The 25,674-nt window shown below is 34.0% G+C and carries 25 protein-coding genes; 6 read left to right on the plus strand and 19 right to left on the minus strand.

Annotated features, from left to right (window positions below; translation table 11 throughout):
- Window positions 1-3: 3 nt before the first annotated feature.
- The 3 genes from dacB to pepE form a co-directional block, all read right to left on the minus strand.
- The gene (gene dacB / locus GTR01_RS08215; protein ID WP_160137362.1) at window positions 4-1,377 is read right to left on the minus strand and encodes a D-alanyl-D-alanine carboxypeptidase/D-alanyl-D-alanine-endopeptidase; all 1,374 of its coding nucleotides are present in this window, start codon (window positions 1,375-1,377) and stop codon (window positions 4-6) included.
- A gap of 111 nt (window positions 1,378-1,488) precedes the next feature.
- The gene (locus GTR01_RS08220) at window positions 1,489-2,343 is read right to left on the minus strand and encodes a hypothetical protein (protein WP_160137363.1); all 855 of its coding nucleotides are present in this window, start codon (window positions 2,341-2,343) and stop codon (window positions 1,489-1,491) included.
- Entirely contained in the window at window positions 2,343-3,035 is a 693-nt protein-coding gene (pepE, locus tag GTR01_RS08225; RefSeq protein WP_160137364.1) for a dipeptidase PepE, read from the minus strand. The genes GTR01_RS08220 and pepE overlap by 1 nt, the downstream gene beginning before the upstream one ends.
- A 186-nt stretch (window positions 3,036-3,221) precedes the next feature.
- Here pepE and GTR01_RS08230 point away from each other — a divergent pair, with 186 nt between their 5' ends.
- A complete protein-coding gene (locus tag GTR01_RS08230) occupies window positions 3,222-3,785 on the plus strand; it encodes a tetratricopeptide repeat protein (RefSeq protein ID WP_160137365.1) in 564 nt (187 codons plus the stop codon).
- A gap of 189 nt (window positions 3,786-3,974) precedes the next feature.
- On the opposite strand, the gene GTR01_RS08235 is transcribed toward GTR01_RS08230, so the two are convergent.
- From GTR01_RS08235 to GTR01_RS08260, 6 genes are all read right to left on the minus strand, one after another.
- Window positions 3,975-4,679 (minus strand): tetratricopeptide repeat protein, encoded by a 705-nt coding sequence (locus tag GTR01_RS08235; protein ID WP_160137366.1) that lies wholly within the window; start codon window positions 4,677-4,679, stop codon window positions 3,975-3,977.
- Window positions 4,669-5,790, minus strand: a complete 1,122-nt coding sequence (locus tag GTR01_RS08240; protein WP_160137367.1) for a glycoside hydrolase family 19 protein — start codon at window positions 5,788-5,790, stop codon at window positions 4,669-4,671. Before GTR01_RS08240 ends, GTR01_RS08235 begins: the two co-directional genes overlap by 11 nt.
- A 61-nt stretch (window positions 5,791-5,851) precedes the next feature.
- Window positions 5,852-6,283 carry a hypothetical protein gene (locus GTR01_RS08245; protein ID WP_160137368.1) on the minus strand — a complete coding sequence of 144 codons (432 nt, stop codon included), beginning with the start codon at window positions 6,281-6,283 and terminating at the stop codon, window positions 5,852-5,854.
- A gap of 3 nt (window positions 6,284-6,286) precedes the next feature.
- On the minus strand, window positions 6,287-7,027 hold the full coding sequence (locus GTR01_RS08250; RefSeq protein WP_160137457.1) for a PAAR-like protein: 741 nt from the start codon (window positions 7,025-7,027) through the stop codon (window positions 6,287-6,289).
- Between the two features lie 89 nt (window positions 7,028-7,116).
- Window positions 7,117-7,896, minus strand: a complete 780-nt coding sequence (locus tag GTR01_RS08255) for a hypothetical protein (RefSeq protein WP_160137369.1) — start codon at window positions 7,894-7,896, stop codon at window positions 7,117-7,119.
- 200 nt (window positions 7,897-8,096) lie between these two features.
- Window positions 8,097-8,582 (minus strand): YdeI/OmpD-associated family protein, encoded by a 486-nt coding sequence (locus GTR01_RS08260; RefSeq protein WP_160137370.1) that lies wholly within the window; start codon window positions 8,580-8,582, stop codon window positions 8,097-8,099.
- A 202-nt stretch (window positions 8,583-8,784) separates the two neighbouring features.
- Here GTR01_RS08260 and fsa point away from each other — a divergent pair, with 202 nt between their 5' ends.
- Window positions 8,785-9,438 (plus strand): fructose-6-phosphate aldolase, encoded by a 654-nt coding sequence (fsa, locus tag GTR01_RS08265; RefSeq protein ID WP_123856173.1) that lies wholly within the window; start codon window positions 8,785-8,787, stop codon window positions 9,436-9,438.
- Window positions 9,439-9,494: 56 nt separating this feature from the next.
- Here fsa and GTR01_RS08270 read toward each other — a convergent pair whose 3' ends face one another.
- From GTR01_RS08270 to GTR01_RS08285, 4 genes are all read right to left on the minus strand, one after another.
- Complete coding sequence (locus GTR01_RS08270; protein WP_160137371.1) at window positions 9,495-10,061, minus strand: sugar O-acetyltransferase; 567 nt, start codon at window positions 10,059-10,061, stop codon at window positions 9,495-9,497.
- Window positions 10,062-10,164: 103 nt separating this feature from the next.
- Window positions 10,165-11,070, minus strand: coding sequence for a GLPGLI family protein (locus GTR01_RS08275; RefSeq protein WP_160137372.1), 906 nt, complete (start codon window positions 11,068-11,070; stop codon window positions 10,165-10,167).
- Window positions 11,071-11,127: 57 nt separating this feature from the next.
- Window positions 11,128-12,993 carry a M56 family metallopeptidase gene (locus tag GTR01_RS08280; RefSeq protein WP_160137373.1) on the minus strand — a complete coding sequence of 622 codons (1,866 nt, stop codon included), beginning with the start codon at window positions 12,991-12,993 and terminating at the stop codon, window positions 11,128-11,130.
- Between the two features lie 5 nt (window positions 12,994-12,998).
- Window positions 12,999-13,364, minus strand: a complete 366-nt coding sequence (locus tag GTR01_RS08285; protein ID WP_160137374.1) for a BlaI/MecI/CopY family transcriptional regulator — start codon at window positions 13,362-13,364, stop codon at window positions 12,999-13,001.
- Window positions 13,365-13,806: 442 nt separating this feature from the next.
- On the opposite strand from GTR01_RS08285, the gene GTR01_RS08290 reads away from it, so the two are divergent.
- Entirely contained in the window at window positions 13,807-15,015 is a 1,209-nt protein-coding gene (locus tag GTR01_RS08290; RefSeq protein WP_160137375.1) for a PepSY-associated TM helix domain-containing protein, read from the plus strand.
- A gap of 11 nt (window positions 15,016-15,026) precedes the next feature.
- A complete protein-coding gene (locus GTR01_RS08295) occupies window positions 15,027-17,150 on the plus strand; it encodes a TonB-dependent receptor domain-containing protein (RefSeq protein WP_160137376.1) in 2,124 nt (707 codons plus the stop codon).
- 110 nt (window positions 17,151-17,260) lie between these two features.
- Here GTR01_RS08295 and GTR01_RS08300 read toward each other — a convergent pair whose 3' ends face one another.
- From GTR01_RS08300 to GTR01_RS08320, 5 genes are all read right to left on the minus strand, one after another.
- Window positions 17,261-18,409: a hypothetical protein gene (locus GTR01_RS08300; RefSeq protein ID WP_228452185.1), complete on the minus strand. Its 1,149-nt coding sequence runs from the start codon at window positions 18,407-18,409 to the stop codon at window positions 17,261-17,263.
- 60 nt (window positions 18,410-18,469) lie between these two features.
- The gene (locus GTR01_RS08305) at window positions 18,470-20,830 is read right to left on the minus strand and encodes a TonB-dependent receptor (protein WP_160137378.1); all 2,361 of its coding nucleotides are present in this window, start codon (window positions 20,828-20,830) and stop codon (window positions 18,470-18,472) included.
- Window positions 20,831-21,194: 364 nt separating this feature from the next.
- Window positions 21,195-21,674, minus strand: a complete 480-nt coding sequence (locus GTR01_RS08310) for a DsrE family protein (protein ID WP_160137379.1) — start codon at window positions 21,672-21,674, stop codon at window positions 21,195-21,197.
- A gap of 5 nt (window positions 21,675-21,679) precedes the next feature.
- A complete protein-coding gene (locus GTR01_RS08315; RefSeq protein WP_160137380.1) occupies window positions 21,680-22,219 on the minus strand; it encodes a TlpA family protein disulfide reductase in 540 nt (179 codons plus the stop codon).
- Between the two features lie 180 nt (window positions 22,220-22,399).
- Entirely contained in the window at window positions 22,400-22,768 is a 369-nt protein-coding gene (locus GTR01_RS08320; RefSeq protein WP_160137381.1) for a hypothetical protein, read from the minus strand.
- Window positions 22,769-23,030: 262 nt separating this feature from the next.
- On the opposite strand from GTR01_RS08320, the gene GTR01_RS08325 reads away from it, so the two are divergent.
- A complete protein-coding gene (locus tag GTR01_RS08325) occupies window positions 23,031-23,612 on the plus strand; it encodes a hypothetical protein (protein WP_160137382.1) in 582 nt (193 codons plus the stop codon).
- A gap of 467 nt (window positions 23,613-24,079) precedes the next feature.
- Here GTR01_RS08325 and GTR01_RS08330 read toward each other — a convergent pair whose 3' ends face one another.
- Window positions 24,080-24,526, minus strand: a complete 447-nt coding sequence (locus GTR01_RS08330) for a GNAT family N-acetyltransferase (RefSeq protein WP_160137383.1) — start codon at window positions 24,524-24,526, stop codon at window positions 24,080-24,082.
- A gap of 197 nt (window positions 24,527-24,723) precedes the next feature.
- Here GTR01_RS08330 and GTR01_RS08335 point away from each other — a divergent pair, with 197 nt between their 5' ends.
- The gene (locus GTR01_RS08335; protein ID WP_160137384.1) at window positions 24,724-25,437 is read left to right on the plus strand and encodes a 2OG-Fe(II) oxygenase; all 714 of its coding nucleotides are present in this window, start codon (window positions 24,724-24,726) and stop codon (window positions 25,435-25,437) included.
- The last annotated feature ends 237 nt before the right edge of the window (window positions 25,438-25,674 follow it).

Here is a 25,674-nt window from a genome sequence, read left to right on the forward strand (position 1 = left end):
TATTTATTTTAAAACATTAAGAATTTTCTGCAGCTCGGCACTTCCACTTCCCTGATAATTATTGATAATAATTGAAAATACATATTTCTTCCCGTCTTTCGCGGTGTGATATCCTGCAAAAGATTTGGTATCTCTCATCGTTCCACTTTTCATTTTCATACCATTATCCTGTACCGGAAATCCATCATAGTAAGCATCAAACCAGGATTGTTTCTTGGCATATAAAAGCGCTTGTACTTCCGCTTTTGCCGATACATAATTCTGTGGAGAAAGTCCACTGCCATCAGCAAAATTGATCATATTCGGATTAATTCCCTTTGATTTCCAGAATTCTTTTAAATAGGTTACTCCACTTTTAAAGCTTGGGTTTCCTTTTTTCTCTTTTCCAAGGGTTTTGATCATCGTTTCTCCATACAGATTGACACTTTTTCTCAAAAACCAATAGACAATTTTATCCAATGTTGGAGATTGATAGGTCAGAATGATATTATTTTTAGGAGCTTCCATAACCTGTTTTCCTTCTAATTCAATCTGTGAATTGGTAATTGTTTTTCCGGAAAATTCAACACCGGATTCTTTTAACCATTGTTTTACTTCTGTTGCCAATTGCAAAGGAGGATTAGGAGTAGAACCTGAAACGGTTACTGTTTTCCCGCCAGGAAGCATTCCATTAATCAGCGCTACATTAGAATGAGGTGCTGTAAAAATTAAGCTTTGATCCGAACTGCCACCTGCTTTCAGGTCATTGAGCCATTTTACACCTTCCAATGGATAAGAAAAGCTTTTAAAATCTGTTCCATTGATGTTGATATCAAACTGATTTTCTCTCCAGTTGATACCCCAAACACCGGCTCCATAATAATTACCAAGGTCATCCCATGGCCATCCGCCTGGAATAGTCTGATGATCAAAATAAGAATCATCAATGATCAGATCACCTGAAATTTTTGTAATACCGGATTTTTTAATAGCTTCCATCAGCTTCTTTTTGAAACTTTCAGGTTTATAAGCGTCATATCGCCAGCTTCCTAAGGTAGGATCTCCATTGGAAGTGATGAAAAGATTTCCATTTAAAGTCCCTCCGGATATACTTCCAGAATAACTTGATGTGGTAGTATAGGTATAGTTTTTACCTAATGTTTCTAACGCGGCACCTGCCGTAAATATTTTTTGAGTAGAAGCAGTAGACAGACCTTTGCTTCCTTGGTATTCATATATAAAATTACCACTTTCATCAGATACGTAAAACGATAGATTAGAAGCTATTGCCCCTGAAGAATCCATAAGATCTTTAGTGGCTTTATCTAATTTCTGTCCCATATTCTGAGCCGAAACAATCTGTACAGAAAGCGTAAGAACTGCAAGTGTTTTTTTCATTGCATTGTTGTTTTTATACTAAACTTTTGCTGACATTCCTGAAACAATACTATGAACAATTCATATTTTGAAGTACAGCAGTTTATTATTTAAATTCTAAATCAAATATAGTTAAAATAAAGGCTTTTCGTACTCCTGCAAATCACTGGCGGTGAAAAGAATCTGATAGTCAGGAGTTTTCTCAAATGAACGATCATTTTTGAAATATTTCTCTTCATCGTCTTCATCTATAAAAATATCCATTTGACATTCTTTTATATAATCGGATTTGTCTTCATAGTCAGTTCTGTGATATTCACAGGTTCCCCATGATTCATTATAACAACGTAAACAAGAGTGATGATAAAGTGCTTTATATCCACAGATTTCACAATCCTTCAAATTTTGAAACAAATCTGAAATTTTGGGTTGTATATCTTCCGGAAATAAATGTAGAGAAACAGTTTTTAAGAGCAAATAATAATTCGATTCCTGCCATGAAAAACAAAATGGTTCATCGGTTTCTTTTGTGTAAAGATTTAATTGTTTAAGATCAAACTCCACTTCTGCCTTTACAAGATTTTTCAGATTCAATGCTATTGTATTTCCATATATAACATTCTGCTCTTTATCAATATCTATCGTCGGTTTTTGTTCAAGAAAATGATGCACACATAAAGTTGTCTGCCATGAGTCTATCGTCCTTTTCTTACCAACAGCACCACATATTTCACAGACTTTTTGGGATAATTCAGAATATTTTTCTGTGATCTTTTTAAGAACAATATTCAACTCTTCATTCTCAGAATAAATACTACAACATAATTCTCCGGATTTTTCTTTTCCAAAAACATCATATTCCATATTCCAGCCTGCGATAACCATTTCAGACAGCATTTTCCCAATCAGATCACTCCAACCAGTGCTGTTGACTGAAAAATTCTTCAGGTTACGTTCTATAAAATGACTGATGCCTCCCTGCTCCATTATAATGTACTTCCAGCTTCTATCTCGTAAGGTTCTTTATTCTTTTCAAAAATTCTGGTTAATTCACTTCCTTCTACAGTAATGGTATCATTGATTCTTCTGATCCAGTTTCCTTCTCTAAGACCTACTACTTTAATGTCATTTTGGGTAAGGAATTCCATGATACGGGTTTCTCTTGTTTCACCATTATGCTTTAAATCCGGATTTGGATCAAGATAATGAGGATTAAGGTTGAACGGAACCAACCCCATACAGTCGAAACTTGGTGGATAAACGATAGGCATATCATTTGTTGTTTTCATATTCTGTCCACCGATATTACTTCCTGCACTGCAACCAAGGTAAGGTTTCCCTCCGGTTACATTTTCTTTTAAAACGAACATTAATCCTTCTTCATGCAATGTTTTAACCAATAAAAATGTGTTTCCACCGCCTGTAAAAAAACCTTTTGCCTGATGTAAAGCTTCGATTTTATCCTCAAATTCATGAAGTCCTTTTACTTTAATATTGATGGTTTCAAAAAAAGAACGGGCTTTTGCTGTATACTCATCATGGGAAATACCTCCCGGTCTTGCAAAGGGAACGAAAACAATCTCGTCAACTCCTGTATATAATTGGATTAATTCTTCTCTTAAATATTCCAGATATTCTCCACCAAAAAGTGTGGATGTAGAAGCTAATATGATATTCATAGGATATATGATTAATTAAAAATAGTTGAATGACAAAGATACCTCAATCCTCAACGAATCAAAAATTAATCTAAAAAAAACACGAATCCCGTTAATATTTTCTAAAAAAACTTAAAGCCTCTAAAATTTGAGCTTTTATGGAATTATTATTGAATTTTAGAAATCCGAATTATAAAATATAAGATTATGAAAATGCCGAAAATTCACATCAAAAATCTATTTGCAGGTTTAATTCTTGTAGGAAGCGCTGGTTTTTTAAGCGCACAAACCACTCAGACAGATAGTGCAAGTAGTACAGCAACTCAAGCTGCAGTTGCCACTCAATCTACTAATCCTACCATTGAAGGTCTTAAAAAACAAATCGAAGCCAATCCAAAAGATACAGAAGCCTTAGCCAAATTAGCAGGTGCTTATCAGGAAGCTTCAGATTGGACAAATGCCGTAGATACATGGAAAAAGATATCTGCTTTATTACCAGACTGGGCTCCATCTTATTATAGCCAGGCTTATGCTTATCAATCAGCTAAAGACGATGCCAATGCCAAACTTGCTTATGAAAAGTATATCGCCACGGTAAAACCTGAAGAAGTGGAGCAAAATAAAAAGAATCTGGCGTATGCTTATTTTTATATAGCCTTCGCCGAACAGCAAAGTGATCCTGGTAAAGCTAAGCAGCATATTGCAAAATCTCTACAGTATGACCCAAACAATCAGGATGCTATAAAACTGAGTAAAACTTTAAATTCATAAAGAAAACAAAATCCGGAACGTGTTCCGGATTTTGTTTAAAATATATAATAAAATTATACTTTTTTAGCATTAGGATTTAAACAAAGCCTATATTATCATACACTATCATTATTCACTTTGTCCGGTTTTGGTAATAAGCAATATCTTAAACTAAACATTAATTTATTGTATTTTTCTTCATTTTAAATTCTACTTAATCCTCTCCCAAACACTCTGTGGGATTCTTGATAAATCTTTCTTTTGAGATTTCATCAATGATATATACATATTATAGTTCTTAACCGCTTTTTCTTTTTCTCCAAGATTCCAATAGTTGTCTGCAAGATTAAGATATGCAACAACTCTTTCAGGGAATTTATTTGTAACTTGAGTTAAAATATTAATTGCTTGTTGATTACCATTTTTAGTACATGATAAATGATATGCAAGATTGTTATACATATCAACATTATTTTTAGTAATAGGTTCTGAAATAAGTAAATTTTCTATTTGAGAATCTGTAAAGTGAGTTGATTTCTTTTTATTGGATATGGCTGAATACATGTTTTCAAGATTTATTTTTTTAGCCAAATGAATATACATATCATCACATTCTTTAAAATGAATATAGGGGTTCATTGCATTTCCAGAATTTTGCATATAAATTGTGTCGTTGTCAAAGGATACACCTATATGATCAAAATTAAGATATAAACCTTCATCTTCCTTCGAAATCTTTACTATTCCTTCCATTTTCTTTTTCTTATTTATGCTGAAGATGTAATGATTATTTGAACTGATTTTTAAATTAAGTTTGCATTTAGACTCTATTGGTGAGTACTCTCCTGCAATGATTTGGGAGGAAATAAGATTATAAATAAAAAAAAATGAGAATACTAAGAATCTAATCATCATATTTTTCAATTTTGCTTTTGTTATTTTTCCCCCATTTGAGATTTTTAATATCACTTGTTGCATATTTATATTTTCCTATAGAACTTAGTTTATTTGTAGTACAATTTGTTTCAATTTTCATTAACCTAATTATAGACTTAACATTACTTTTTCTATGTTCAAACCCATTTAAGCCACCATTAATTTTTACAGAAATAAAAATTAAATCGTCCTTATCAGCATAGATTCCTAATTGTCTATTATTCCAAAACCATCCTGCTGAATCACACGTGTAAGTTAAATTATTTGCTACAATTTCTGGTGTATCTATTAAAGAAGGTTTTTGTAGGTGATTAAAGTAATCTTTGTAAGTATCTTTCCATGTCAATTGAATTAATCCTTTGCCTTTATATTTAGGACCATCTCCTTTTGTAGTATGACCATGTCGAATACATTCATTGTATCTTTCATAGCCTCTATTTAATTTCTTAATTTCTTGAGGGGTATATTTTTTCTTCAGTGCCTCCTCGATTTTTTTATCTTTTCTATAATTAGCATAGGGTCTAAATTCATTATAAGCTGCAAAATGTGTTGAATGGTCATAATCCCAACCACTAGCATATTCCATTGTGGTATTTAGCCTATCTGATTCAGTTTCAATTTGTGCGAGAAAATGAGCTTTTCTCATGCAGGTTTTAATATTGTTTTCTTTCATTGCATTATTTAAAGCTTCCGTAAAAGCTTTATAGCTCTTCATATCATCAGGTAAAGGGCAGTTTTTAGCTATAAATAGTTTTTTTGAATTATAGAAAGCTTTAATATCATCCTCAGAGAACTCTTTTTCACAAAAACATTTTTTGTCTTCTTTTTTGTCATCTTTCTTCTTCGGAGGTTCAGGTAATCCAGTTTTCTGCGGAGCCTGGGAATCCTGTGGGATACTCATTTCTCCCATTTCATTTTTTACCTTCAGCTCTTCTTCATAGAAATTGGCTTCATTATTCCTTTCCCAAACTTTTATTTTGTAGCGATGCTCACTTGCAGACATATCTTTTTGGGTCTGCATATACATCCCAGGACTTAATAATATGGATCTTTTAGTCTTTACAATACCATTTTTCTGAATAACCTGCATCGGTTCAGAGTTTTTTGCTACTTCTACATCCTGCCCGTTTACCGCATCATAAATCTTAAATTCAACATACTTCCCCCATCATATTCAACGTATAAATCTGAAGGTTTACACTATTCATGTATTTTAATTTACTGGTATCTTGTATTTTATATTCTACATCAAGAAAAAATACATCAATGATCTTTATTTCCCCATTAGCTTGCGGAGTAATATGCAGTTCTACAGTTTCATCCTTATACGTTGCTTTGAGTTGTAGGTTTTTACCTTGCAGATTTTGTAGAAATTTATAAGTTGTCAGTCTTCCCTTTTTCTGCCCTGAGAAAGGAACTTTTTCATATTCGCTGTATTCATTAGCCCAATAGACCTGCCATAGAATATCATTATCATTTACGGTATTTATGTCAGCAGTTTCCGTAAAGGTAACACCATATTCCGTAACTCCTCCAATCAATGGGAATCGTTCGCCGTCTATTCCTTTTAATATTTTTCCCATAGCCTACAAATAATATTGATTATCGTCATACTCAGCCTGAAACTCTTCAAAGTTAATCCCTGACATTACCTGATTCAATAATTCTGCGTCGGATTTTTGTATATTATTACTTCCCAGTAAGATCGTCTGCCCATGATGCTGTACAGAGATTTTTCCTCCAATGACGCACATCAGAAAAGAGGATTCTACCAGAACTTTTTTATCCATTACCTTTGTCTTTTCAAAGGGCTTTTGCCATAGTCCGGCTGGGGAAAAGGTACATGGATTGTTATTTTTAACGGCACAGCTTCCAAAACAGGAATTTCCCTCTTTAAACTGTACATCTTCTAAAGTAGCTGCCCATTTATCATTGCCCTTACTATTGAAAATAGATTTAGTGTGAGAGTTTACTTTTAAGGTAGCCGGGATAGTTCCCTTATCACAAAGACATTTTGCTCCGTCTACTATAAAGTATTCTTCCTTTCCATATTGCAGGGCTTCTTTTTTAGTTTGTCTCTTTTCCTCTCTTCCTTTATCTTCTTCGCTTATTTCTTTTATCTGTAAAGGTGGTTTGGGAGGTTTTTCTTGCTTCATCAGAAGCTCTGCCCCTTCACTTACTCCCATAAAAGATAAGATTAATTGGTGAATATGGGTTGCATTCTGATTATGAAAAGAATGTAGTTCAGTAACAGAAATCCCATAATCATGAGCAATGCTTTCTAGAGTTTCTCCCTTTTGAACAATATGTTTTATAGTTTCTTTCATCAGATGTTATTTTTAATAAAGATAAAAAATATGAGCTAATATTTTATTTTTTATCATCATAAAGGGAATTTTAAAAAAAAAAATATTAACTAATTATTTCTTTCCCAGATTCTAATTTTAATATCTTCTTGATATTCTCTAAAGTCAAAATGAAACATTATTTCATGGATCGTTTTATCTTCATTTAACAGAATATATCCTTTTAAGGTATTCTCTTCTTTTTGTAAAGATTTTCCATGCATTACTATTGCAATCTTTCCATTTTCGTCATTCACATCTTTAAGCTCCATATACACATGATAAGTTTCTTTTTTATTAGAAGAAGATATAGGGAAATCATATTCCAGTTCAACAATTCTGTTGTCTCCGTAATTTCCATATAGAGGGAAGAAGAATGTTATAAAGAACCAATCACATTGAAAACTTTTTAATAAATTCTCAGGGCTTTTATATAAGCCCTCAACTTTATGAATAAAATTAAGTGAAGTATCGCTGTTATAGAGTAACAGGAGATTAGGCTTTATCTGATCCCAACGAGAAATAATGTCCTCATGTTTATCTATTCTCTTTAGGAATCCAAATTGATTTGTAATTAAATTCAGAGGAAATAATGTGGATGAGCAATTTCCTACTAATTCTCCTATAAGGGTTTCTTCTAAATAGTCTTCATTCATGAAAACATTTTGTCTGTTAATTTGAATGGCAGAGTTGGTACTTCCACCTTTAGCAAGGCCACTGTATTCTGTGTCAAAGTCAAAAGCAAGAGTTTGGCTTCTATCTATTGTATTCTTTACATATTCATAGGTATACTTTCTTTGAGGAGTATCTGAGAAGGGAACGTGTAACAGGGTTGGAACTGTTGTGCTCATTTTATAATCTTTTTATCATTTGGTTATAACAAGTTTACGAAATTTTTAATCATCCCACAAAGCTGATATAATTAACCATATATATTATGACTATAAATAGATACTAATAAAAATAAAATTTTAAGAAAACTAGCTGAAAACTGTAACCTACTATCAAATTTTCAGGATAGAACAATTTTAATAATCATTATTTTATTCCCCTATTCAATCTTCTTTCCAAAGAAATCTATTTCTCCATGCAAATGCCTGATAATTTTTTCGACATTACGCTGAATACTTGCCTCCGTTTTCAGGTTATTGATATACTTCATCAGCTCATGTCTTCTTGATGGAATCAGTTTTTCAAAGTTGGCTGTTGCCACTGTACTGTCTCTTATAGCCTTTTCTAATTGAGGATGAATAGAAATGCTTCTTTCAACATCATCATATTCCATCACAACTTCAATCATTTCGCCAATCCTCTTGGGTGAATTTTTTAGCATGGTCAAATTCACATACAATCTCCATTCGCCCAAATATTTCATCAAATTTTGTTCAAACTCCTTTCCATTCACTGTTCCTTTCACCGGAATCGGGCTTTTATTCTTTCCAGAAGTTTCAAAAATTCTTTCAAGAACCTCTTCCGGAATAAAAACAAAAGGGTTGATTCCTATAATTTCTAAAGTGGCTTTAAAAGAAGGTTTCATGGGATTATGTTATAGATTATAGACAAAATTAGCTAATTAGATTTTATGTGCAATGAAATTTTTCTTTTACTATTACAATGATTACTTATTATCTATCACACTCATACTCTACTACGTCCCACTTCAACCATCGCCCGAAAAAATCATACTCCAGAACTCAATTAAATCACTTATCTTTGTATCAATAAATCTATTTAACAAAATGAAATTTTTTATTGACACAGCTAATTTAGAGCAAATCAAGGAAGCTAAAGATCTTGGAATCTTAGATGGTGTAACGACCAACCCTTCATTAATGGCTAAAGAAGGTATTCAGGGAGCTGAAGCGATCAAAAACCATTATAAAACGATCTGCGAGCTTGTAGATGGAGATATTTCTGCTGAAGTACTTTCTACAACGTATGAAGAAATGATCAAAGAAGGAGACGAATTGGCTGCAATCCACCCAAATATCGTTGTAAAAATCCCAATGATCAAGGATGGTATCAAAGCGTTAAAATATTTTTCTGATAAAGGAATCAGAACAAACTGTACATTGATCTTCTCTCCGGGACAGGCTCTTTTAGCTGCTAAAGCAGGAGCTACTTATGTTTCTCCATTCCTAGGAAGATTAGATGATATTTCTACAGACGGATTAAATCTTATCCAGGAAATCAGATTAATTTTCGACAACTATATGTTTGAAACTGAAATCTTAGCTGCTTCTATCCGTCACTCAATGCACATTATCGACTGTGCTAAAATCGGAGCTGATGTTATTACATCTCCACTTCCTCCGATCTTGAGCTTATTAAAGCACCCATTAACAGATAGCGGATTGGCTCAATTTATTGCTGATTCTCAGAAATTATCTTAATTACTGACTGTTATTTCAGATAAAACAAATCCCGGAACTTCGTTCCGGGATTTGTTTTATTTATTTTCTTCAATACTTTTCACGACCCTACAAGGGTTTCCTACGGCGACAACATTCTCCGGAATATCTTTCGTAACTACACTTCCTGCTCCTATTACTGTATTATTCCCAATCGTAACACCAGGTAAAACCACTACATTGCCTCCCAGCCACACATTATCTCCTACTGTAATCGGATGGGCATATTCCAGACCTTCATTTCTCTGTTTTACATCAAGCGGGTGTCCTGCCGTATAAAAACTGCAATTAGGGCCAATAAAAACATGATCACCAAATCTTACCTTTGCACAATCTAAAATCACAAGGTTATGATTGGAGTAAAAATTTTCACCTACTTGAATATTATATCCGTAATCACACCAGAAAGAGGGTTCAATACATAGATTTTCCTTTGTACTGCCTAATATCTTTTTAAGTAGTCGGCTCCTTTCTTCTGCATCAGAATTTTTCAACGCATTATATTCCAGGCACAGATCTTTACAAACCATTCGCTCCTGAATCAACTGTGCATCATAATTTGCGTTATATAAAAGTCCTGCTTCACATTTTTCTTTTTCTGTCATAAAGATTCAAAGTTTAAAGTCGTTTAAATGTAGATATATTAGCCTGTAAAAACAAAAACAGAACAACCTTTGGGATTATTCTGTTTTATATAAAATCATAATTTTAGTTTACCAGATCCGGTTGTATCGGATTGTTATCTTTTTGAAGCATCTCTTTTGTCCGCTTTTCCATTTCTTTAAACACCTCATTAGGGTCTGAAAATTCTTTTCCGTCTGTTGTTTTTATTTTAAAAGCTACTTTCCCACCAGCTTCACCACCATTTCTCATCATCAGTTCCCTCATATTCTTAGTAGGATCATTCACATAAGCCTTCCAGGCTTTTTTAAACTGATCTTTGGTTACTTCAATATCCTTACCGTCCAGTCCCAGTATTTTCACATTTCCTGGAAGCGTGAGCTCTGCATCTTTCTCCTGAGCTTTTATACTTTTATTCCCTACAAGCTGCATACTGTGAGAACCTGTAACATCTTCCAGTTTCACGATAAGACCTGGAAGCCCATAAAATATATAAGGTCCGTCCTGAATAGGAATGTCTGTGGTAAACCATGCAATCCAATCTCTTCCACCAAAACTTGTGGTTGCCTTCTGGGCATTGTATTCTCCTATTTTCTGCTTTTCAGGTAAAATTTTCCATTCTGGTTTTTTATCTTCCTTAATTTTGTATTTATCCATAGAAATACTTCTGAAAAGGTAAGTTTTAAAATCAGGATACTGCTTGGTTACCCTATAAGAAACCATTCCCGGCTTCTCACTTCTATTCATACTTATACTCCCGCTTCCAGCCTTCAATTGCTTTTCAAGATTAGCTCTTCCTATGGAATCTGCTACAAACTTATCCTGACTGTAATAGTTCGACCCATTTTTATCAATATCCAGCAACATCATTTCTTTCTTTACATCATCCTTATTGTTAGAATCCGGAATAAACTTATATTCATAGAAAAACCTGTTGAACTGTGCATTGGCAAAGACCCCCAGGAGCATAAAAAATAGAACTTTAGCTTTCATAATGTATGATTAAAAAGAGGCTTTGCCAATAGAGTATTGGCAAAGCCTGGTTGAACTTTATTTCTTTGTCTGAATTCTTATTTCATTCTGTGTGCCTCTTACTTTATTTTCCTTCATAATATTCATACTTTCAATATTCTCAGGTTTGATACTAAGAGCTTCTGCTTTGGAAACTTCTTTTCCATTGAGGAAGTATTTAGCTTCTTCCCAACCTCTCACATCATATCTTTTAACTCCATTCATGGTAATGTTTCCATTTCCATCTTTTTTGATAAAATCGGCTTGCAAAACCATAGTCTTGGGTGAACCATTGGCAGCAGTAAAGTTGATGTTCTTAAAATTCCTTCTTACATTATCAGCTTCCTGTCTTGCTTCTTCTGCTTCCACTTTTGCTTTATCGCTTTCTTTTTTAGTTTTATCAAATTCAATTCGTGCTTGCTCAGCAGCTACTTTTCCGATTTTTGCGGTCTCCCTTGCTATTTTTGCAGCTTCCTTTCCAGCTTTACTAGCTCTACTCGCTTCTATTGCTGCTTTGGCTCCTTCTATTGCTGCTTTTTCAGCTTCCTTTCCAACTTTACTGGCCTCTCTAGCTGCTTTGGCTCCTTCTATTGCTGCTTTTTCAGCTTCCTTTCCAGCTTTACTGGCCTCTCTAGCTGCTTTAGCACCCTCCTTTGCTGCTTTTTCAGCTTCTTTCTTTATTTTTTTAATCTCTTGTGGGGAAAGAGGATCCATATTTTCAAGATCCTTCATCTGTTTTTTCCATTCATCAGACTTGAAATATGCGTCCACTTCAATTTCAGCAGTAATACTGCCAATTTCAGCAGCCATAGAACTTATTTCCTCAATTTTCTTATTAAATTCTTCGCTGTCAGGATTCAGTCCATCAAGTTCTCTTTCTTTTTCCTTGATCTTTTTATCAAGTTCAGCCAATCTTTCTTCTTCTTTTGGAGAAAGAGATCCTGGTTCTGTAATTTTCTTTTGTTCTGCCTTTTCAGGACTTACGGTATCTTTTTTGATTTCTGAAACTGCTTTCTTAATAGATAAGTTTGTTTCTTCAATTTCTTTGTTCTTAGCATTTACCAGATAAGCAAAAGCTACTGTAAATAAAACCGGCAACGCTAGGATTCTACGCGCATACCCGAATTTGGTTCTTGGTTTTTGTAACATTTTAAGTCTTTTTTTAAGGTTTGAACTTAGAAACGGACTGGCAGCAGCCAACTGTGTTCCGGAAAAGTGGCTTGCTAAAAGCATCTGCGCAAATGCTTTGGTGTCCGAATGCTTCACGGCTTTTTGATCAGCCTGATACTCATGAATTAAACTAATTTCTTTTTTAATGATATGAAAGAACGGATTGAACCAGAAAACAGCGGTTACCACTTCAATAAGAATTCTATCAAATGAATGTTTCTGTTCAATATGTACCATCTCATGCTTTAAAATTTGTTTTCCGATTTCAGAATCCAGTGTAATGGTATTCTTCCAGAAAAGGTTTTTAAAATATGAAAACGGTGCTTCGGTCAGGTTTGTACGGTAAAAATTGATGCCGTCAAAACTTTCTTTGTGAAACTGTTCCTTAAACTGCTGAATCTTGATGATTCCGTAGATAAGCTTCCCTAAAAAATAGAGAGAAACCAGTCCCAAAGCTGAAAAAATAATGTTAAAATAAAGGTTACCATTGTCTAAGTTTTTTTCTGTATTAAAATTCTTAATTTTCCCAAGAAGCAAATACATCTCATTACTTACTTCTATTGTAAAATCCTCTATTTTGATAAGCGGCAACAATAGCGATATCAAAATGGCAGACAACAGATAGAATCTGTTATAATGATGGAATGTCTTGTCTTTTAAAGACAACTGATAGTACAGAAACATTACACCTGAACATAAAATTATTTTTCCAAAGTATAAAAGTAGAGCCTCCATGGTTATTAGTCTTTATGTTTGAGTTCGTCCAATAGCATTTCAAGATCTTCTACTGTCATTTCATTCTTTTCTACCAAAAATGAAACGGCACTTTTATAGGATCCTTTAAAATAATTCTTTACAAGGCTTTTCATTGTTTTCCCTGAATACTGTTCTTTGGTAACCAGTGGAAAATATTCATGCTGCCTTCCATGAACGTTATAGTCTACAAACTCCTTGTCCTTTAATACTTTTAAAATGGTAGAAACAGTATTGGTATGCGGTTTTGGTTCGGGAAAAAGATCAAGAATATCTTTAAGAAATCCTTTTTCCAATTTCCATACATATTGCATTACCTGCTCTTCCGCTTTTGTTAAAGTCTGGTTTTTCATATCCTGTTCATTTATCATTAATGTGATATATAATTCGCAACTTTTATATCACTAAGAAATTAGTTATACAAATGTAGAAATAAAATTGATTCAAACAACTATTTTTTTAGTGATAACCTAAAATACAATACAACAAACTGTAAATCAGGATAATAATTTTATTCAAATATAGTTTTTTTATCAGTAATGAAGGCTATATCATGAACAATTTCAGTGGTATAATAATGTCATCTATCATTTTCAAGTTCAAAAAGTATATTTTCAACTCTCCCAGGGAATCTCTTTTATAACAATCTTTTTATACTCGTAAATATCCATTCTCATAAATCCTAATAAAAGTCAGGTTTTTAGAGTGAAATTAAGCTTTCCCTTTCTTTAGAATTATTATAAATAATCTATATTTGCAACTTATTTATTTTTAATAAGACTAAATAATAATAAAATGCAAAAAAACAATAACCGGAAATCTAAAGGAACCTTTAAAAAATATATTTTAAAAGCCCATTTATGGCTAGGGTTGCTTTCAGGAATCATTGTTTTAATCGTTTCTTTGTCAGGTGCATTTTTTGTTTTCAATGAAGATATTACTGCAATATTGCGTGAGGAACACATCTTTCATGGAGAGAAGGATATTCAACATAAGAAGCCTATTCCTTTGCATGAACTAAAAGACAGGGTCAATTCTCAATTGAAAAATGAGATCGTAAAAGCAGAAGAGGTTACCATTCCTATTGATCCTGCCCGTTCTTATCAATTCGGACTGGTTAAAGGGAATCCTGATGGCTGGAATCACTTCAATAGTATTATCGTCTATAAAAACGTTTATGTAAACCAATATACCGGAAAGGTAATCGCCATATATGATGTAAAAAATAATCCTTTCTTCATCTGTATGGCCCTACACCGCTCATTATTATTAAGTGATAGTGTTGGAGGTACTATTGTGGGAGTTTCTACCATTATTTTTGTGATTATGCTGGTTACAGGGATTATCCTATGGTGGCCAAAGAATAAAAAAATGCGTAAACAGCGCCTATGGTTCCAATGGGAAAAAGTAAAGGGCTGGCGACGTAAGAATTACGATGTGCATAATATTCTTGGTTTTTATGCTTCCTTTTTGGCTATTATTGTGGCTATTACCGGTATTATGTATTCATTCCGTATTACTCAAACATGGGTATATATATTACTTAACGGCTTTTCTTCTGCTACTCCGGATTACAGCCAATACAAAACAACAGCTCCGGAATCGGTTGAAACTGTAACGACGATCGACCGTATTATAGAACAGGTAAAAATTCATTATCCTAAAGCTTATTCCTTTGGAGTTGATCTGGAAGATCATGCTGAAGCAGATCATAAACACGAGAATTTAAGCATTTGGGTCAAGGAAAAAGAATTTACTTATGCAGAGTCTTCCATGATGATTTTTGACGAACATTCAGGGAAGCTACTCTTTAACCGTCCTCACAAGGATAAACTTATGGCTCAAAAAGCAACAGATGCTACTTATGATTTACATGTGGGAGCCTTCTTCGGAATGCCTGGAAAAATACTGGCATTTATCATGAGTTTATTCTGTGCCTCGTTGCCCATCACCGGTTTTATGATCTGGTGGGGCCGTAGAAATAAAAAGAAAACAACAACCTAAAATCTATTATCATGAAGAAGCATTATATGTGGCTACCTTTAATGGCAAGCCTGAATGCCTACGGGCAAACAGAAAATCTGAACGACTCTTTGCAGGCAGAAAAAATTTCAGAGATTAGCAGTGTTGTATTAAAAGGTAACAAAGCGGTCTTTCAGCAGAAAGCCGATAAAATGATTTTTAATGTAGAAAATAGTGTCTTGTCTGATGGTACTACTGTATTGGAAGTCCTGGGCCAAACACCAGGTGTGGTCGTTTCGCAGGACGGTGAACTCTCTTTACGCGGAAAGAAAGGAGTAAGTGTGATGATTAATGGGAAGCTAAGCTCTTTATCTACTAAAGAACTCGCTAATCTATTACGTTCTACCAACTCTACCCTGGTAAAGAATATTGAAATTATTGCAAATCCTTCTTCCAAATATGATGCTGCCGGAAATGCAGGTATTATTAATATTGTCCTTAAAAAAAGTTCGTTGGAAGGGATGAGTGGCAATTATTATCTCAATGGCGGAAGAGGCCGGAAAAACAGAGTTAACACTGGATTGAGCTTAAACTATACCCGCAAAAAATTATCTCTACATGGCGATTATAGTTATACATTCCGTGGTGAAGAGGAAAGACGAAACTTTAACCAGATTTTCTTTGATGAAAAACAGCCTCAGCAGGTCATTCGAAGGACAGATCAGAATTCAACGACCAATGAACCTTTGACCTCTAATAATTTTAAGTTTGGGGCAGATTATGCGTTGAGTGATAAAACGACCGTTGGTGCTTTATTTGATGCGAAAATAGGCCGATATGAAGATTTTTCTAAAGGCGAAAATAAAATATTTCAACCTGCAGACAATCTGTTTGCTCATGTATTTTCTGACAACAGCAGCAAAGAAAACTGGTACGATTACACCTATAATGTAAAGGGTACTCATCTCTTCAACGATAAGGGTTACAAGGTAGATCTGGATCTGGAATATGAAACATCCCGTTTTACATCCCGTCAGAATCAGCTTTCGAATGCACTAGTCAATCAGGGAACAGAGAAATTTAACAATAGAAAAGGAAATATTGCTTCCCGCTTAAAAGTCTTCAATGCTAAAGTTGACTTTACATTGCCTTTTAGTGAATTGCATAGCCTGGAAACAGGACTAAAATCTACTTTAAAGTCTAATAATAACCCTTCGCAATATTTTGTACAGCAGGGTGAAGAATGGATCAATGATGATAAGGCAAGTAATGAATATGAATACAAAGAGCAAATACACGCATTGTATGCCAATTACAAGCTAAATCTGAAAAAATGGACGTTCCAATTAGGATTGAGAACTGAAATGACCCATACGGATATCAACCAGAAAACATCCCAAGAACAACGAAAAAGAGATTATACCAATCTTTTCCCAAGTGCATCAGTGAAATACCAGATGAATGACCAGCATGGATTTTATGCATCATACAGTAAGAGAATCAACAGACCGAGTCATTTCGACCTGAATCCTTTCCGTTTCTACGATGATCCTTTCAACTACTGGCAGGGAAACCCTAACCTTAATCCTGAGTTTACTCACGCCACTGAATTGGGTTATACATGGGGAAAATATATTATAGCATCAGCGTATTTTAGTGTAACAAATGATGTAATGACGGAAGTCTACAACTACCAGCCAGACACAGGAATTCTGGTAAAGACCCAGGACAACCTGAATAAATCTTATGTATATGGTGCCAACATTACAGCAACAACAAAGCTTTTCAGTTTCTGGTCACTTACTTCTATGTTTAATATATTCAATAATGAGTATAAGGGAAATTACCAAAATTATTCGGTAAACAGTTCTCAGCTCGCCTTTACATTGAATGCACAAAACAGCTTCAATATTGTGAAAGGCTTGAAAGCAGAGGCTAATGCACAGTATTTTTCAAAATCTAATATTGGCTTGTTTATCCGTGATGCTTATTTTGATCTTACATTGGGTGTTTCTAAAACATTATGGAAGGATAAAGCTACAGTAAAATTAGCCGTGACAGATTTATTAAAAACTAACAACTATCGCGTAACAGGAGATAATTTCAGTTCTACTATCCGACAGAAATACAATCTGGATAGCCGAGTGGTAACGTTGTCTTTTAATTACAAACTTTAGTTCTCTAAAGCCTCGACAAGGTTTCTTTTAACACAAACAAAAAAGCTGTTCTCAATAATTTTGAGAACAGCTTTTTTAATGAAATCTAATTATTTATTTCTATGCTATGATTAGTCATAAAACTTATCGAACCTTGCAAAGCCGGAAATATTATCTGGCAGCTTCATTCCTTTGGTTATTTTGTCTGTCTTTAGATCATATATCCATACATAGTTTCCTCCTTTACTAGCATTTACAGCAATGTATAGTTTTTTATCCTGAACGAACAGACCTTGTTCATAAGGTTCATCACCTGGCAGTTCATCCAATACACGAACCAACTGTCTGGTTTCCAGATCCACAATAGCGTAACGTCCATTATAAACATTTCCTAATGCCGGATCACGATACAGGACAACCATTTTATTATTACCAATATATTCGATCATTGTTTCCAGCACTTTACCTCCTACAATATCTGTAAGATTAATCTGATAGCCTGTATCCGGCGAAGCAGCACCTTTAAGAGTTCTCAAAAGATAAATTTTACTTGTTCCTGCTCCTACTCGTGGATAGCAGGCATAGTAAAAGACTTCATTATCTTTTCTGAAAGAAGTCTTATAATATGGAGAACCGTTAGCTACCCCGGAAGTTCGGCTATCTTTTACCGAATATTTTACTTTGAAAGTATTGTAATCGATTACCGCAAAGTTGTGATAATCTGGAGTGATCCATTTACCATTACGGAAACTATACTGCATATAGATCTGCCCATCCATATAAGTTATAGCACCTAGTGTATAGAAATTATAATCATTCGGGAAAGGTTCAAATCCTTCAATCTCTCCCTGGCGGATGATGCTAAGATCTGAAGCATTGAAAACACTATAACGAACATGCTGACCATCACCAGTCTCTCCTATAATAACCAATGTATGATCATCTACCCATACATAGCTGGAAATATCACTGATATACGTATAGGGAACTTCTTTTACAGTAGTGAGCCTATCCTGGGTATATTTAAACTTTTTGAATATTCCCTGATCGGTTTTGTAGTTATAGATAAAACCATTTTTTACAATATAGGAGTAGGTTCCTTTGGAATTGATCTCGTCACCTTCTTTGGTAATATCCATTGCTCCTTTGGTAAGATCATTGGTTGCCGTCATATAGTGCACAGTATTCGGCCAGCTTCCTAATGCGGAAAGCAGAAAATATTTATAGTCTTTTTCACCACTTCCGGAATCTCCGTAGTTGGGTTCATTTTCACAACTCATAATGGTTAAACATGCGAGTATTAAAAATATACTGTTTCTGAAATATTGTGTCATGATCTTTTACTTAAATAGATATCTGAATTTTATATAGAAAGCACGTCCTTGCTTCTGAAGTTTGAAATTGTCATACGCCAATGCATCACTAAGGTTGGTAACATCGAATGCGACATTATACCTTCCGTTCTTCATAGAATAGCTTATTCCAATGTTATGCAGCGTTTGTCTTGGGATAATGGGGATGTTTCTTGGATTCCCATAGGTTTTCCAGTTTTTGTAAAACCATTCGGTCATCTGCAAACCGTAATAAAGCTCTACACGACTTTCTTTCTGAAACCAGTCATCCTTACCAATGCTGACATTTAAATTTCCAAATAGCCAAGGCTGATTGGGAACATCTTTTTCGTAAGTTGCTGAAATTACATCGTCACTATTATTGGCAAATTTTGTATTGTCATAAGCTTTGTTGTAGCTCACATTCATTAATACATTCAGAAGTCTTTTATACTGATAGTTTAGTTCTCCTTCCAATCCACGGGTAAAAATATTGGATAGGTTTTCATATTTGAAGGTACTGTTATACAAATTAGGAACAGTATAAATAAAATCTTTGGTATCGCGTATATATCCTGCTCCCTCAATACGAAAAGCATGTTGTCCCCAGTGATGATTGAAGTATAAACCTACATTTACATTATCACTCGTTTCTGGCTTTAGATTCATATTACTGGTTACCGCTACTCCATCTCCGAAAATTTCTTGAGGTTCCACCAAACGATAAGAACGTTCAAATGATCCTTTTATTCCCAGTCCTTTTGTAATTTTTACCGTTGTGGCAAAACCATATCCCCAGCTGCTAAAATTATCTTTTACCGGATTATCAGTTCTCGTTACCGGATCAAAAACCATTTTTTGAAGTCCTACACTGTAATATTTACCAAAGAAAATATTAGTCCAATGCTTATTAAAAAATTCCTGTTGATAAGCCATAGATAGAATTTGCTTGGTCATCTTGGCCGGAGGTACATCTTTTTTCTCTTCTTCAAGTTGATTGAAGGTGATATTCTTTAGATAATCGAGAACATAATTGAAGATAAGCTTATGATGTTCAACGATTTTATATGTAGCTCCTACTTGCGAATAAAGACGGTCTTCATGCTGCATGATAATACTTCTTCCTCCTTTTTCACTGGTAGCAGAAGGCACATACGTACCATCCCAACTATATTTACGCATAAGAGTATCGGTTGCTTTCTGAATGCTTTTAGAGAAACCTGCATACACATTCACATCCAAATGATCATTGAAAAGATTAGCTTTTTTATACTTCATAAAGGAATTTTGAGCTTCTCCATTTTGCTTTACTCCACCATAAACAACATCCTGATTGGAACCTGTCTGTATCTGTTTATCGAACACTGATTGAGATACTCCAACAAAGAAAGAATCTGCCCAGCTTTTGTTTTCTAGTCCAATTTCAGCCATCCCAAAAACAGACTGATACCGGTCATTAAAACGTTTTAGATTTCTGAGTTCGTACTCGTTTTTGGCTCCGTTCCATATTTTCATATCCTTCATCAGGTAATTGTTATCCGAGTGGTTATAAAAACTGTTGACGCGAAGAATCAGCCCTGTTTTATCATCTTTAAACTGCCCGTTCAGATTGATGCGCTGTGTATTGAAAGACCCTAAGCTCAGACCAGCATCCAAATAATTTTTACTACTGGCTGGAGTAATGATATTTACAGCTCCTCCCATTGCATCAGTACTTAGGTGAATAGGAACCACTCCTTTGTAGATTTCTACACGATCAGCCATATTTACAGGCAGTGTGCTCAGATCTACTCCTTTCCCAAGCATTTCCAAAGGAACACCATCTATAAAGAATTTCACGGCTTTCCCGGACATTCCGTTGATAGAAAAGTTGTAATCGGAACCTACACCACCCTGCTGGCGGACTTTAATTCCAGTAGTTCTGTTCAAAACCTGATTAAGATCGGCTGTCGTATTAGCCAATTTAGCAACATCAATAGCATTAACGGTAAAAGCACCGTCTTGCAGTGCTTTCACTTTGCCTTTGCCATGTACAATAACTTCTTCAACCGCTCCATGATCTTCTATTAACTGAATATTTACCGGAGATGTTTCGTTACTAAAGTTGACTCTCTTCTTGAAGTTCTTATAGCCCGCCACACTGAATACCAATGTGGCCTCTCCTTTTTTGTAATGAATCCTAAAATTTCCATTTTGATCGGATTGTGTTTTAATTTTTGTGTTTTCAATAAAAATATTGACTCCACTTAGTCCCTGTTTTGTGTGATTCTGCACCGTTCCAGACATTGAAAAACCAGCATCTTGTGCGCTAATTCGAGAAATGGAAAGGCTAAAAATGAGAAAAATAAAAATACGTTGATACAATTTCATTATTTATAATTATTATAAATAGCAAAATTAACCGTTACCTATAAATTCTCAAAGAAAAACGGGTTTTTATTTTTAATTATTCTAATTAGGTTTAAAACGAATATTTAAACACAAAACATAAACAACTAATAATCAATATTAAAATCCAGTCATCCAATTACAACATTCTATTTAATATGAAAAAAATCATCTAATCTAAAAACACGATTCTACAAATATTCTTAATTATTATTGGGTTTTCAAAAAAATAGATAACATTTCTATCAATCATTCGGACATAAATAGGGGAAAAAGTTAAAAGACCAACCTAAAAACAAACAACACAGCCTATTAATAAAAGCTGTGTTATTTTTAAAATTTTTAATTAAGGCTTTACGATGGCCCATCCTTCATATTGCCGGAGAATAATTTCCCCGTTTCCTGAAGGCGTATAATGAATAAATTTGTATAATTCATCTTTTGCAATCTGCTTTTCTCTAAGGGTATTTTCACACTGCAAGAATACAACTCCTTTATCTTTAAGTGATAAAAGCTGAGATTCATAGGTATTGTTCTTTTTAAAAATCTCAACCCCACCACCAAAAGCAAGCAAAACGATTTTGAGTTTATTTTTCAGGCGAGGATCTTCCAGAGCATTGCCAATATTTCTAAGCACAGCGTCCATTTTATTTTTGTCAGATTCATTTATAATATACATCGCCTGATAGGATTTATGAGTTGCTTTGGCTATTTGAAAATCTTCCATACTTATTTTTTGAGCATTGATGTTGAGGGATAAAAATACCATAGATAGTATTAGAGCTTTAATCCCATTTTCCTTGATCTGTTTTTGTAAATGATTCATATCTTTTATTTTGTTGATAGTTCTTTTAATGCTTCATAAATCTGAGGATCATTAAAATCTCTCATCCCTTGAATATTGGCTTCCAATTGACCACTCTTATTATAAATCAATGTAGTTGGGACTACATTTTGAAAAAGACCGGATGATACAGAGCTTCCGATTCCGTATACAGGAAGATCTAATTCTCTTTGTATCATAAACTTTTTTGCCTTCTCTAGGTCTCCTTCTATATTAAGCATTACAAATACAATATCTTCTTCTTTTAGCTTTTTTTTAAGTTCATTGATAGAAGCCATTTCTTCTACACAAGGCCTGCACCAGGTAGCCCAGAAGTTGACAAAAACTACTTTACCTTTCAGATCACTTAATGCTATTTTCTGTTTTTTTTCATTTATAAAAATGAGATCATCATTGGTAATAGTGGAAAGAATTTCTAAATTTTCATGGTTTAATTTAAGATGAGGTATTTCCGCAAAAGCTAAATTCTGAAACAACAGAATGCTTATTATAGCAGGAATAGAATAAATATTAGCTGTATTTTTCATTGTAAATATTTTATGCACCTTGCCGTCCATACATTGAAAGACAGCAGAATGCTAGCCATCCACACAGGATGCCTAAAATGTTCTTAAAGATTTTATAGATTATTTATTACCGGAGATTCCGGTAGAATGAGTATATATTTTTAATACACTACAATCAGTCACTTAATACAGTTTTCTGAATCAAATGATAAGTTTTCGGTATTGCAGAAAAATAGAAATTGTTTTCCCTATTTTGGAAGTGTTATACAACGGATGACTGAATTCTTTTTTGAAAGTAAACAGCCCACAAAAGGCAACAAAGGTAAATACTAACTCCTCAGCATCAGAAGGCATCAGATCTTTCAGACCGTGGTCTTGAGACAAGGTTTCTTTTTCTTTACAGAATTTGCATTTTAAAGACGAAGCTACAGAATGATAATTTCTGTTAGGAATAGAAGACTGGCTGTTTGAAGTTCTATCAACATTCAACAACTGCTTGATACTATTCTTTACCGCACATGAAGAAATAATAATACAAAACGTAAAAACCAAAGCAATACTAGTTTTCAATCGGATATTTGTATGTAATTTCTCTAAATTCATTGGCAGCAAAAATATAGTATTTGTTTAAATAAGAAAAGTTTTAATCACTTTTAATTCACATTTCGCAACAATTCATTACCAAGATGATTGAAATAAAGACTTAAAAACAACCATTTTTACAACAATGAACAACATACATTGTAGATTTGTTAAAATTTATTAAATAAAATTAAAATGAATTTGTTAAAACCGGGAAATTATATTTATTTTAGTGCCTTAAAAATTTCTCATGAAAAGATATAATTTACTGATTGTACTACTGCTGCTCATTTTTAACGTTACTACAGCACAAAAGAAAAAATCCCCTGCTGCTGATCTTAGCATACTAAAGGATACTAAATCTAAAATTGAAGCTACAGTTCCATTAGTCATTCAACATCTTCAGGCCATTGCTACAAAAGAAGGCGACAATAATATCGTTATCAACGGAAAAACTGCACTGGGAAAAGAATATGGCATCTTAGAATCTGAATGGTTTTTATACAGAAACAACATGAAGAACTGCATTATGAACAATTCTTCCAAGAAAGCTAAAAAATGTATGGAATACCATACTCTATATCTTAGAAATACATTTATCAATTATAACAACTATATTTCTAATCTTACCAGAAAGAACGGATATTTAGGTGTAGAAGGTGATACAAAATTTGAATTCAAGCCCGCTGAAATTGCAACGAAGCTTAACGAAGCTTATTTTAATGCTAATGATGCGGCAGGAAGAATGAAAGCAGATCAAAAAAGAGAATTCCTGGGAGCAACCATGAGTGACGATAATAAACTTACTCCTTACGCTCAACTTGCTCAATAATATACAATTTAAATCCCGCCTCAAGCGGGATTTTTTTATAGGGTAAATACATCTTAATAACACCTTACAAAAAACACTTTTTGCACAGTAATAATTCTATAGCAATGAGAAATATATAAAATGGTAAAAATCCAGTAAAATAGAATAGATATAGAAAAAAGAATGCTGTTTTTAATATGACAAAAAATCCCCGCCAAAAAGCAGTTTTGTGGTACTAATCATAAAACTTGGGGAAAAAGTAGAAATAAGGCGGAGATAATTTGCATAAACTCTACAAGATCAACTGTCCTACCCTTGATCTATAAGAGCAGTACAAAAATAGGACTATGTGCCCTACCCATAAAAGAATAACTGTAGAATTAAATGACGGTAATTGTAGAAATAATACTACTTCTCATTACGTATAAATAAGGATCAAAGGCCGACAGGATATTATTCTGCTTCCCAATTCAGCTTTCTATTTCCATCTATTTCCACCAATGATAATAATTGTGCAATCCATCATACTCAAATCCGCAACGAGGATATAAAGTATTTCCTACATCATTTGTTTTCTCCGTTTCAAGCATCAATCCACAAGCTCCAGTCTCTTCACACCATTGCTTACTACGATCAATCAACGCTACAGAAAGTCCTTTTCCTCTATAATCAGGATGAACAAATAAATCGCTTAACAACCATTGTTTTTGCAATTTGGTATAATGAAACAGTTTGTACAACTGTACAAATCCTACTGCATTTCCCTCAACGTAAACAAGAAAAATATCCGATTCACTGTTTAAAAATCTTTCTTTGAGAAATGCTTTTCCTTTTTCCACATCCGATTCTTGTCTGTAAAAAATACGGTAAAGGTTAAATAATTCTGCTGTTTCATGAAGATCCTCAAGACTTGCTTTTTTAATCGTGTAATTCATTGTTATCTATATTTTTAATTAACACTGCAAAAGTATCTTTATACAGGACTGCGCTTATCATCCAGATTTAAGTTATAAAGATAGTCCAGAGAGACAAAAACTGAATTCAAAAACATTCTCCATCAAACAAAATACCGCATGTTTTGGATTTTATACATGCCATTGAGTTCAGATCTTTGTGAAGTAAATACAAAACAATGACAGATATACTTCAAAGAATTCAAGATACAGATTGGCATTCCATAACGGAATCTATGCATCAAAACGGATACGCCATCATCCCTAAATTACTATCTGATGAGGAATGTGACACACTATCTTTGAATTACGACCAACCTGACTTCTATCGAAAAACTGTTGTAATGGCACGGCATCGTTTTGGTCTGGGTGAATATAAATATTTTAACTACCCACTGCCTGAACTTCTGCAAAATCTACGTACTCACATCTATCCGCATCTCGCTCTTATTGCCAATAATTGGTTTAAAGCATTGAATATTCCGATTTCATTTCCCTCTGAACACCATTCGTTTTTGGAGCAATGCCACTCTAATAATCAGAAAAAAGCAACTGCTTTGATTTTAAAATATGGTGAAGGAGGTTTCAATACTTTACATCAGGATTTATATGGCGATATTTACTTCCCCATTCAGATTGTATTGATGCTAAGCGATCCGGATAAGGATTTTACAGGTGGTGAGTTTGTTCTTACCCAGCAAGTTCCGAGAGCTCAATCTAAAGCAATCGTTTTAAAACCTAAGAAAGGAGATATTCTTATTTTCACTACTCATTTTAAACCTGAAAAAGGAGTAAAAGGATATTACAGAGTCAACATGAAACATGGAGTAAGTGAGGTGAAAACAGGAAAACGATATGCTTTGGGTATTATCTTTCATGATGCAGCGAATTGAGAAGTTGGAAGATGGAAGCAGGAGGCTTGAAGTTTATATTAGATGGAAAAACAATCATTATTAATGAATTCAATTGATTATAAAACAAAAATATTTAAGCTTCAAGACTCAAGAAACTTCCTTCTTTCAGCCTAAAGCTCCCCTCGGAATACCTTATCACCTTAAAACAATCCCCTATTTAAACTTCGGCTTCAAGAAACTTCCCTCTTCCAGCCTCCAACTCCCCTCCTAATACCC

This window comes from Chryseobacterium sp. c4a (assembly GCF_009900745.1).
Classification (GTDB): Bacteria; Bacteroidota; Bacteroidia; order Flavobacteriales; family Weeksellaceae; genus Chryseobacterium.

Bases quoted from the DNA above. Each gene is read 5' to 3' on its own strand.
- dacB (WP_160137362.1), bottom strand. From the start codon at position 1,377: ATGAAAAAAACACTTGCAGTTCTTACGCTTTCTGTACAGATTGTTTCG.
- GTR01_RS08220 (WP_160137363.1), bottom strand. From the start codon at position 2,343: ATGGAGCAGGGAGGCATCAGTCATTTTATAGAACGTAACCTGAAGAAT.
- pepE (WP_160137364.1), bottom strand. From the start codon at position 3,035: ATGAATATCATATTAGCTTCTACATCCACACTTTTTGGTGGAGAATAT.
- GTR01_RS08230 (WP_160137365.1), top strand. From the start codon at position 3,222: ATGAAAATGCCGAAAATTCACATCAAAAATCTATTTGCAGGTTTAATT.
- GTR01_RS08235 (WP_160137366.1), bottom strand. From the start codon at position 4,679: ATGATGATTAGATTCTTAGTATTCTCATTTTTTTTTATTTATAATCTT.
- GTR01_RS08240 (WP_160137367.1), bottom strand. From the start codon at position 5,790: ATGCAGGTTATTCAGAAAAATGGTATTGTAAAGACTAAAAGATCCATA.
- GTR01_RS08245 (WP_160137368.1), bottom strand. From the start codon at position 6,283: ATGGGAAAAATATTAAAAGGAATAGACGGCGAACGATTCCCATTGATT.
- GTR01_RS08250 (WP_160137457.1), bottom strand. From the start codon at position 7,027: ATGAAAGAAACTATAAAACATATTGTTCAAAAGGGAGAAACTCTAGAA.
- GTR01_RS08255 (WP_160137369.1), bottom strand. From the start codon at position 7,896: ATGAGCACAACAGTTCCAACCCTGTTACACGTTCCCTTCTCAGATACT.
- GTR01_RS08260 (WP_160137370.1), bottom strand. From the start codon at position 8,582: ATGAAACCTTCTTTTAAAGCCACTTTAGAAATTATAGGAATCAACCCT.
- fsa (WP_123856173.1), top strand. From the start codon at position 8,785: ATGAAATTTTTTATTGACACAGCTAATTTAGAGCAAATCAAGGAAGCT.
- GTR01_RS08270 (WP_160137371.1), bottom strand. From the start codon at position 10,061: ATGACAGAAAAAGAAAAATGTGAAGCAGGACTTTTATATAACGCAAAT.
- GTR01_RS08275 (WP_160137372.1), bottom strand. From the start codon at position 11,070: ATGAAAGCTAAAGTTCTATTTTTTATGCTCCTGGGGGTCTTTGCCAAT.
- GTR01_RS08280 (WP_160137373.1), bottom strand. From the start codon at position 12,993: ATGGAGGCTCTACTTTTATACTTTGGAAAAATAATTTTATGTTCAGGT.
- GTR01_RS08285 (WP_160137374.1), bottom strand. From the start codon at position 13,364: ATGAAAAACCAGACTTTAACAAAAGCGGAAGAGCAGGTAATGCAATAT.
- GTR01_RS08290 (WP_160137375.1), top strand. From the start codon at position 13,807: ATGCAAAAAAACAATAACCGGAAATCTAAAGGAACCTTTAAAAAATAT.
- GTR01_RS08295 (WP_160137376.1), top strand. From the start codon at position 15,027: ATGAAGAAGCATTATATGTGGCTACCTTTAATGGCAAGCCTGAATGCC.
- GTR01_RS08300 (WP_228452185.1), bottom strand. From the start codon at position 18,409: ATGAGTTGTGAAAATGAACCCAACTACGGAGATTCCGGAAGTGGTGAA.
- GTR01_RS08305 (WP_160137378.1), bottom strand. From the start codon at position 20,830: ATGAAATTGTATCAACGTATTTTTATTTTTCTCATTTTTAGCCTTTCC.
- GTR01_RS08310 (WP_160137379.1), bottom strand. From the start codon at position 21,674: ATGAATCATTTACAAAAACAGATCAAGGAAAATGGGATTAAAGCTCTA.
- GTR01_RS08315 (WP_160137380.1), bottom strand. From the start codon at position 22,219: ATGAAAAATACAGCTAATATTTATTCTATTCCTGCTATAATAAGCATT.
- GTR01_RS08325 (WP_160137382.1), top strand. From the start codon at position 23,031: ATGAAAAGATATAATTTACTGATTGTACTACTGCTGCTCATTTTTAAC.
- GTR01_RS08330 (WP_160137383.1), bottom strand. From the start codon at position 24,526: ATGAATTACACGATTAAAAAAGCAAGTCTTGAGGATCTTCATGAAACA.
- GTR01_RS08335 (WP_160137384.1), top strand. From the start codon at position 24,724: ATGACAGATATACTTCAAAGAATTCAAGATACAGATTGGCATTCCATA.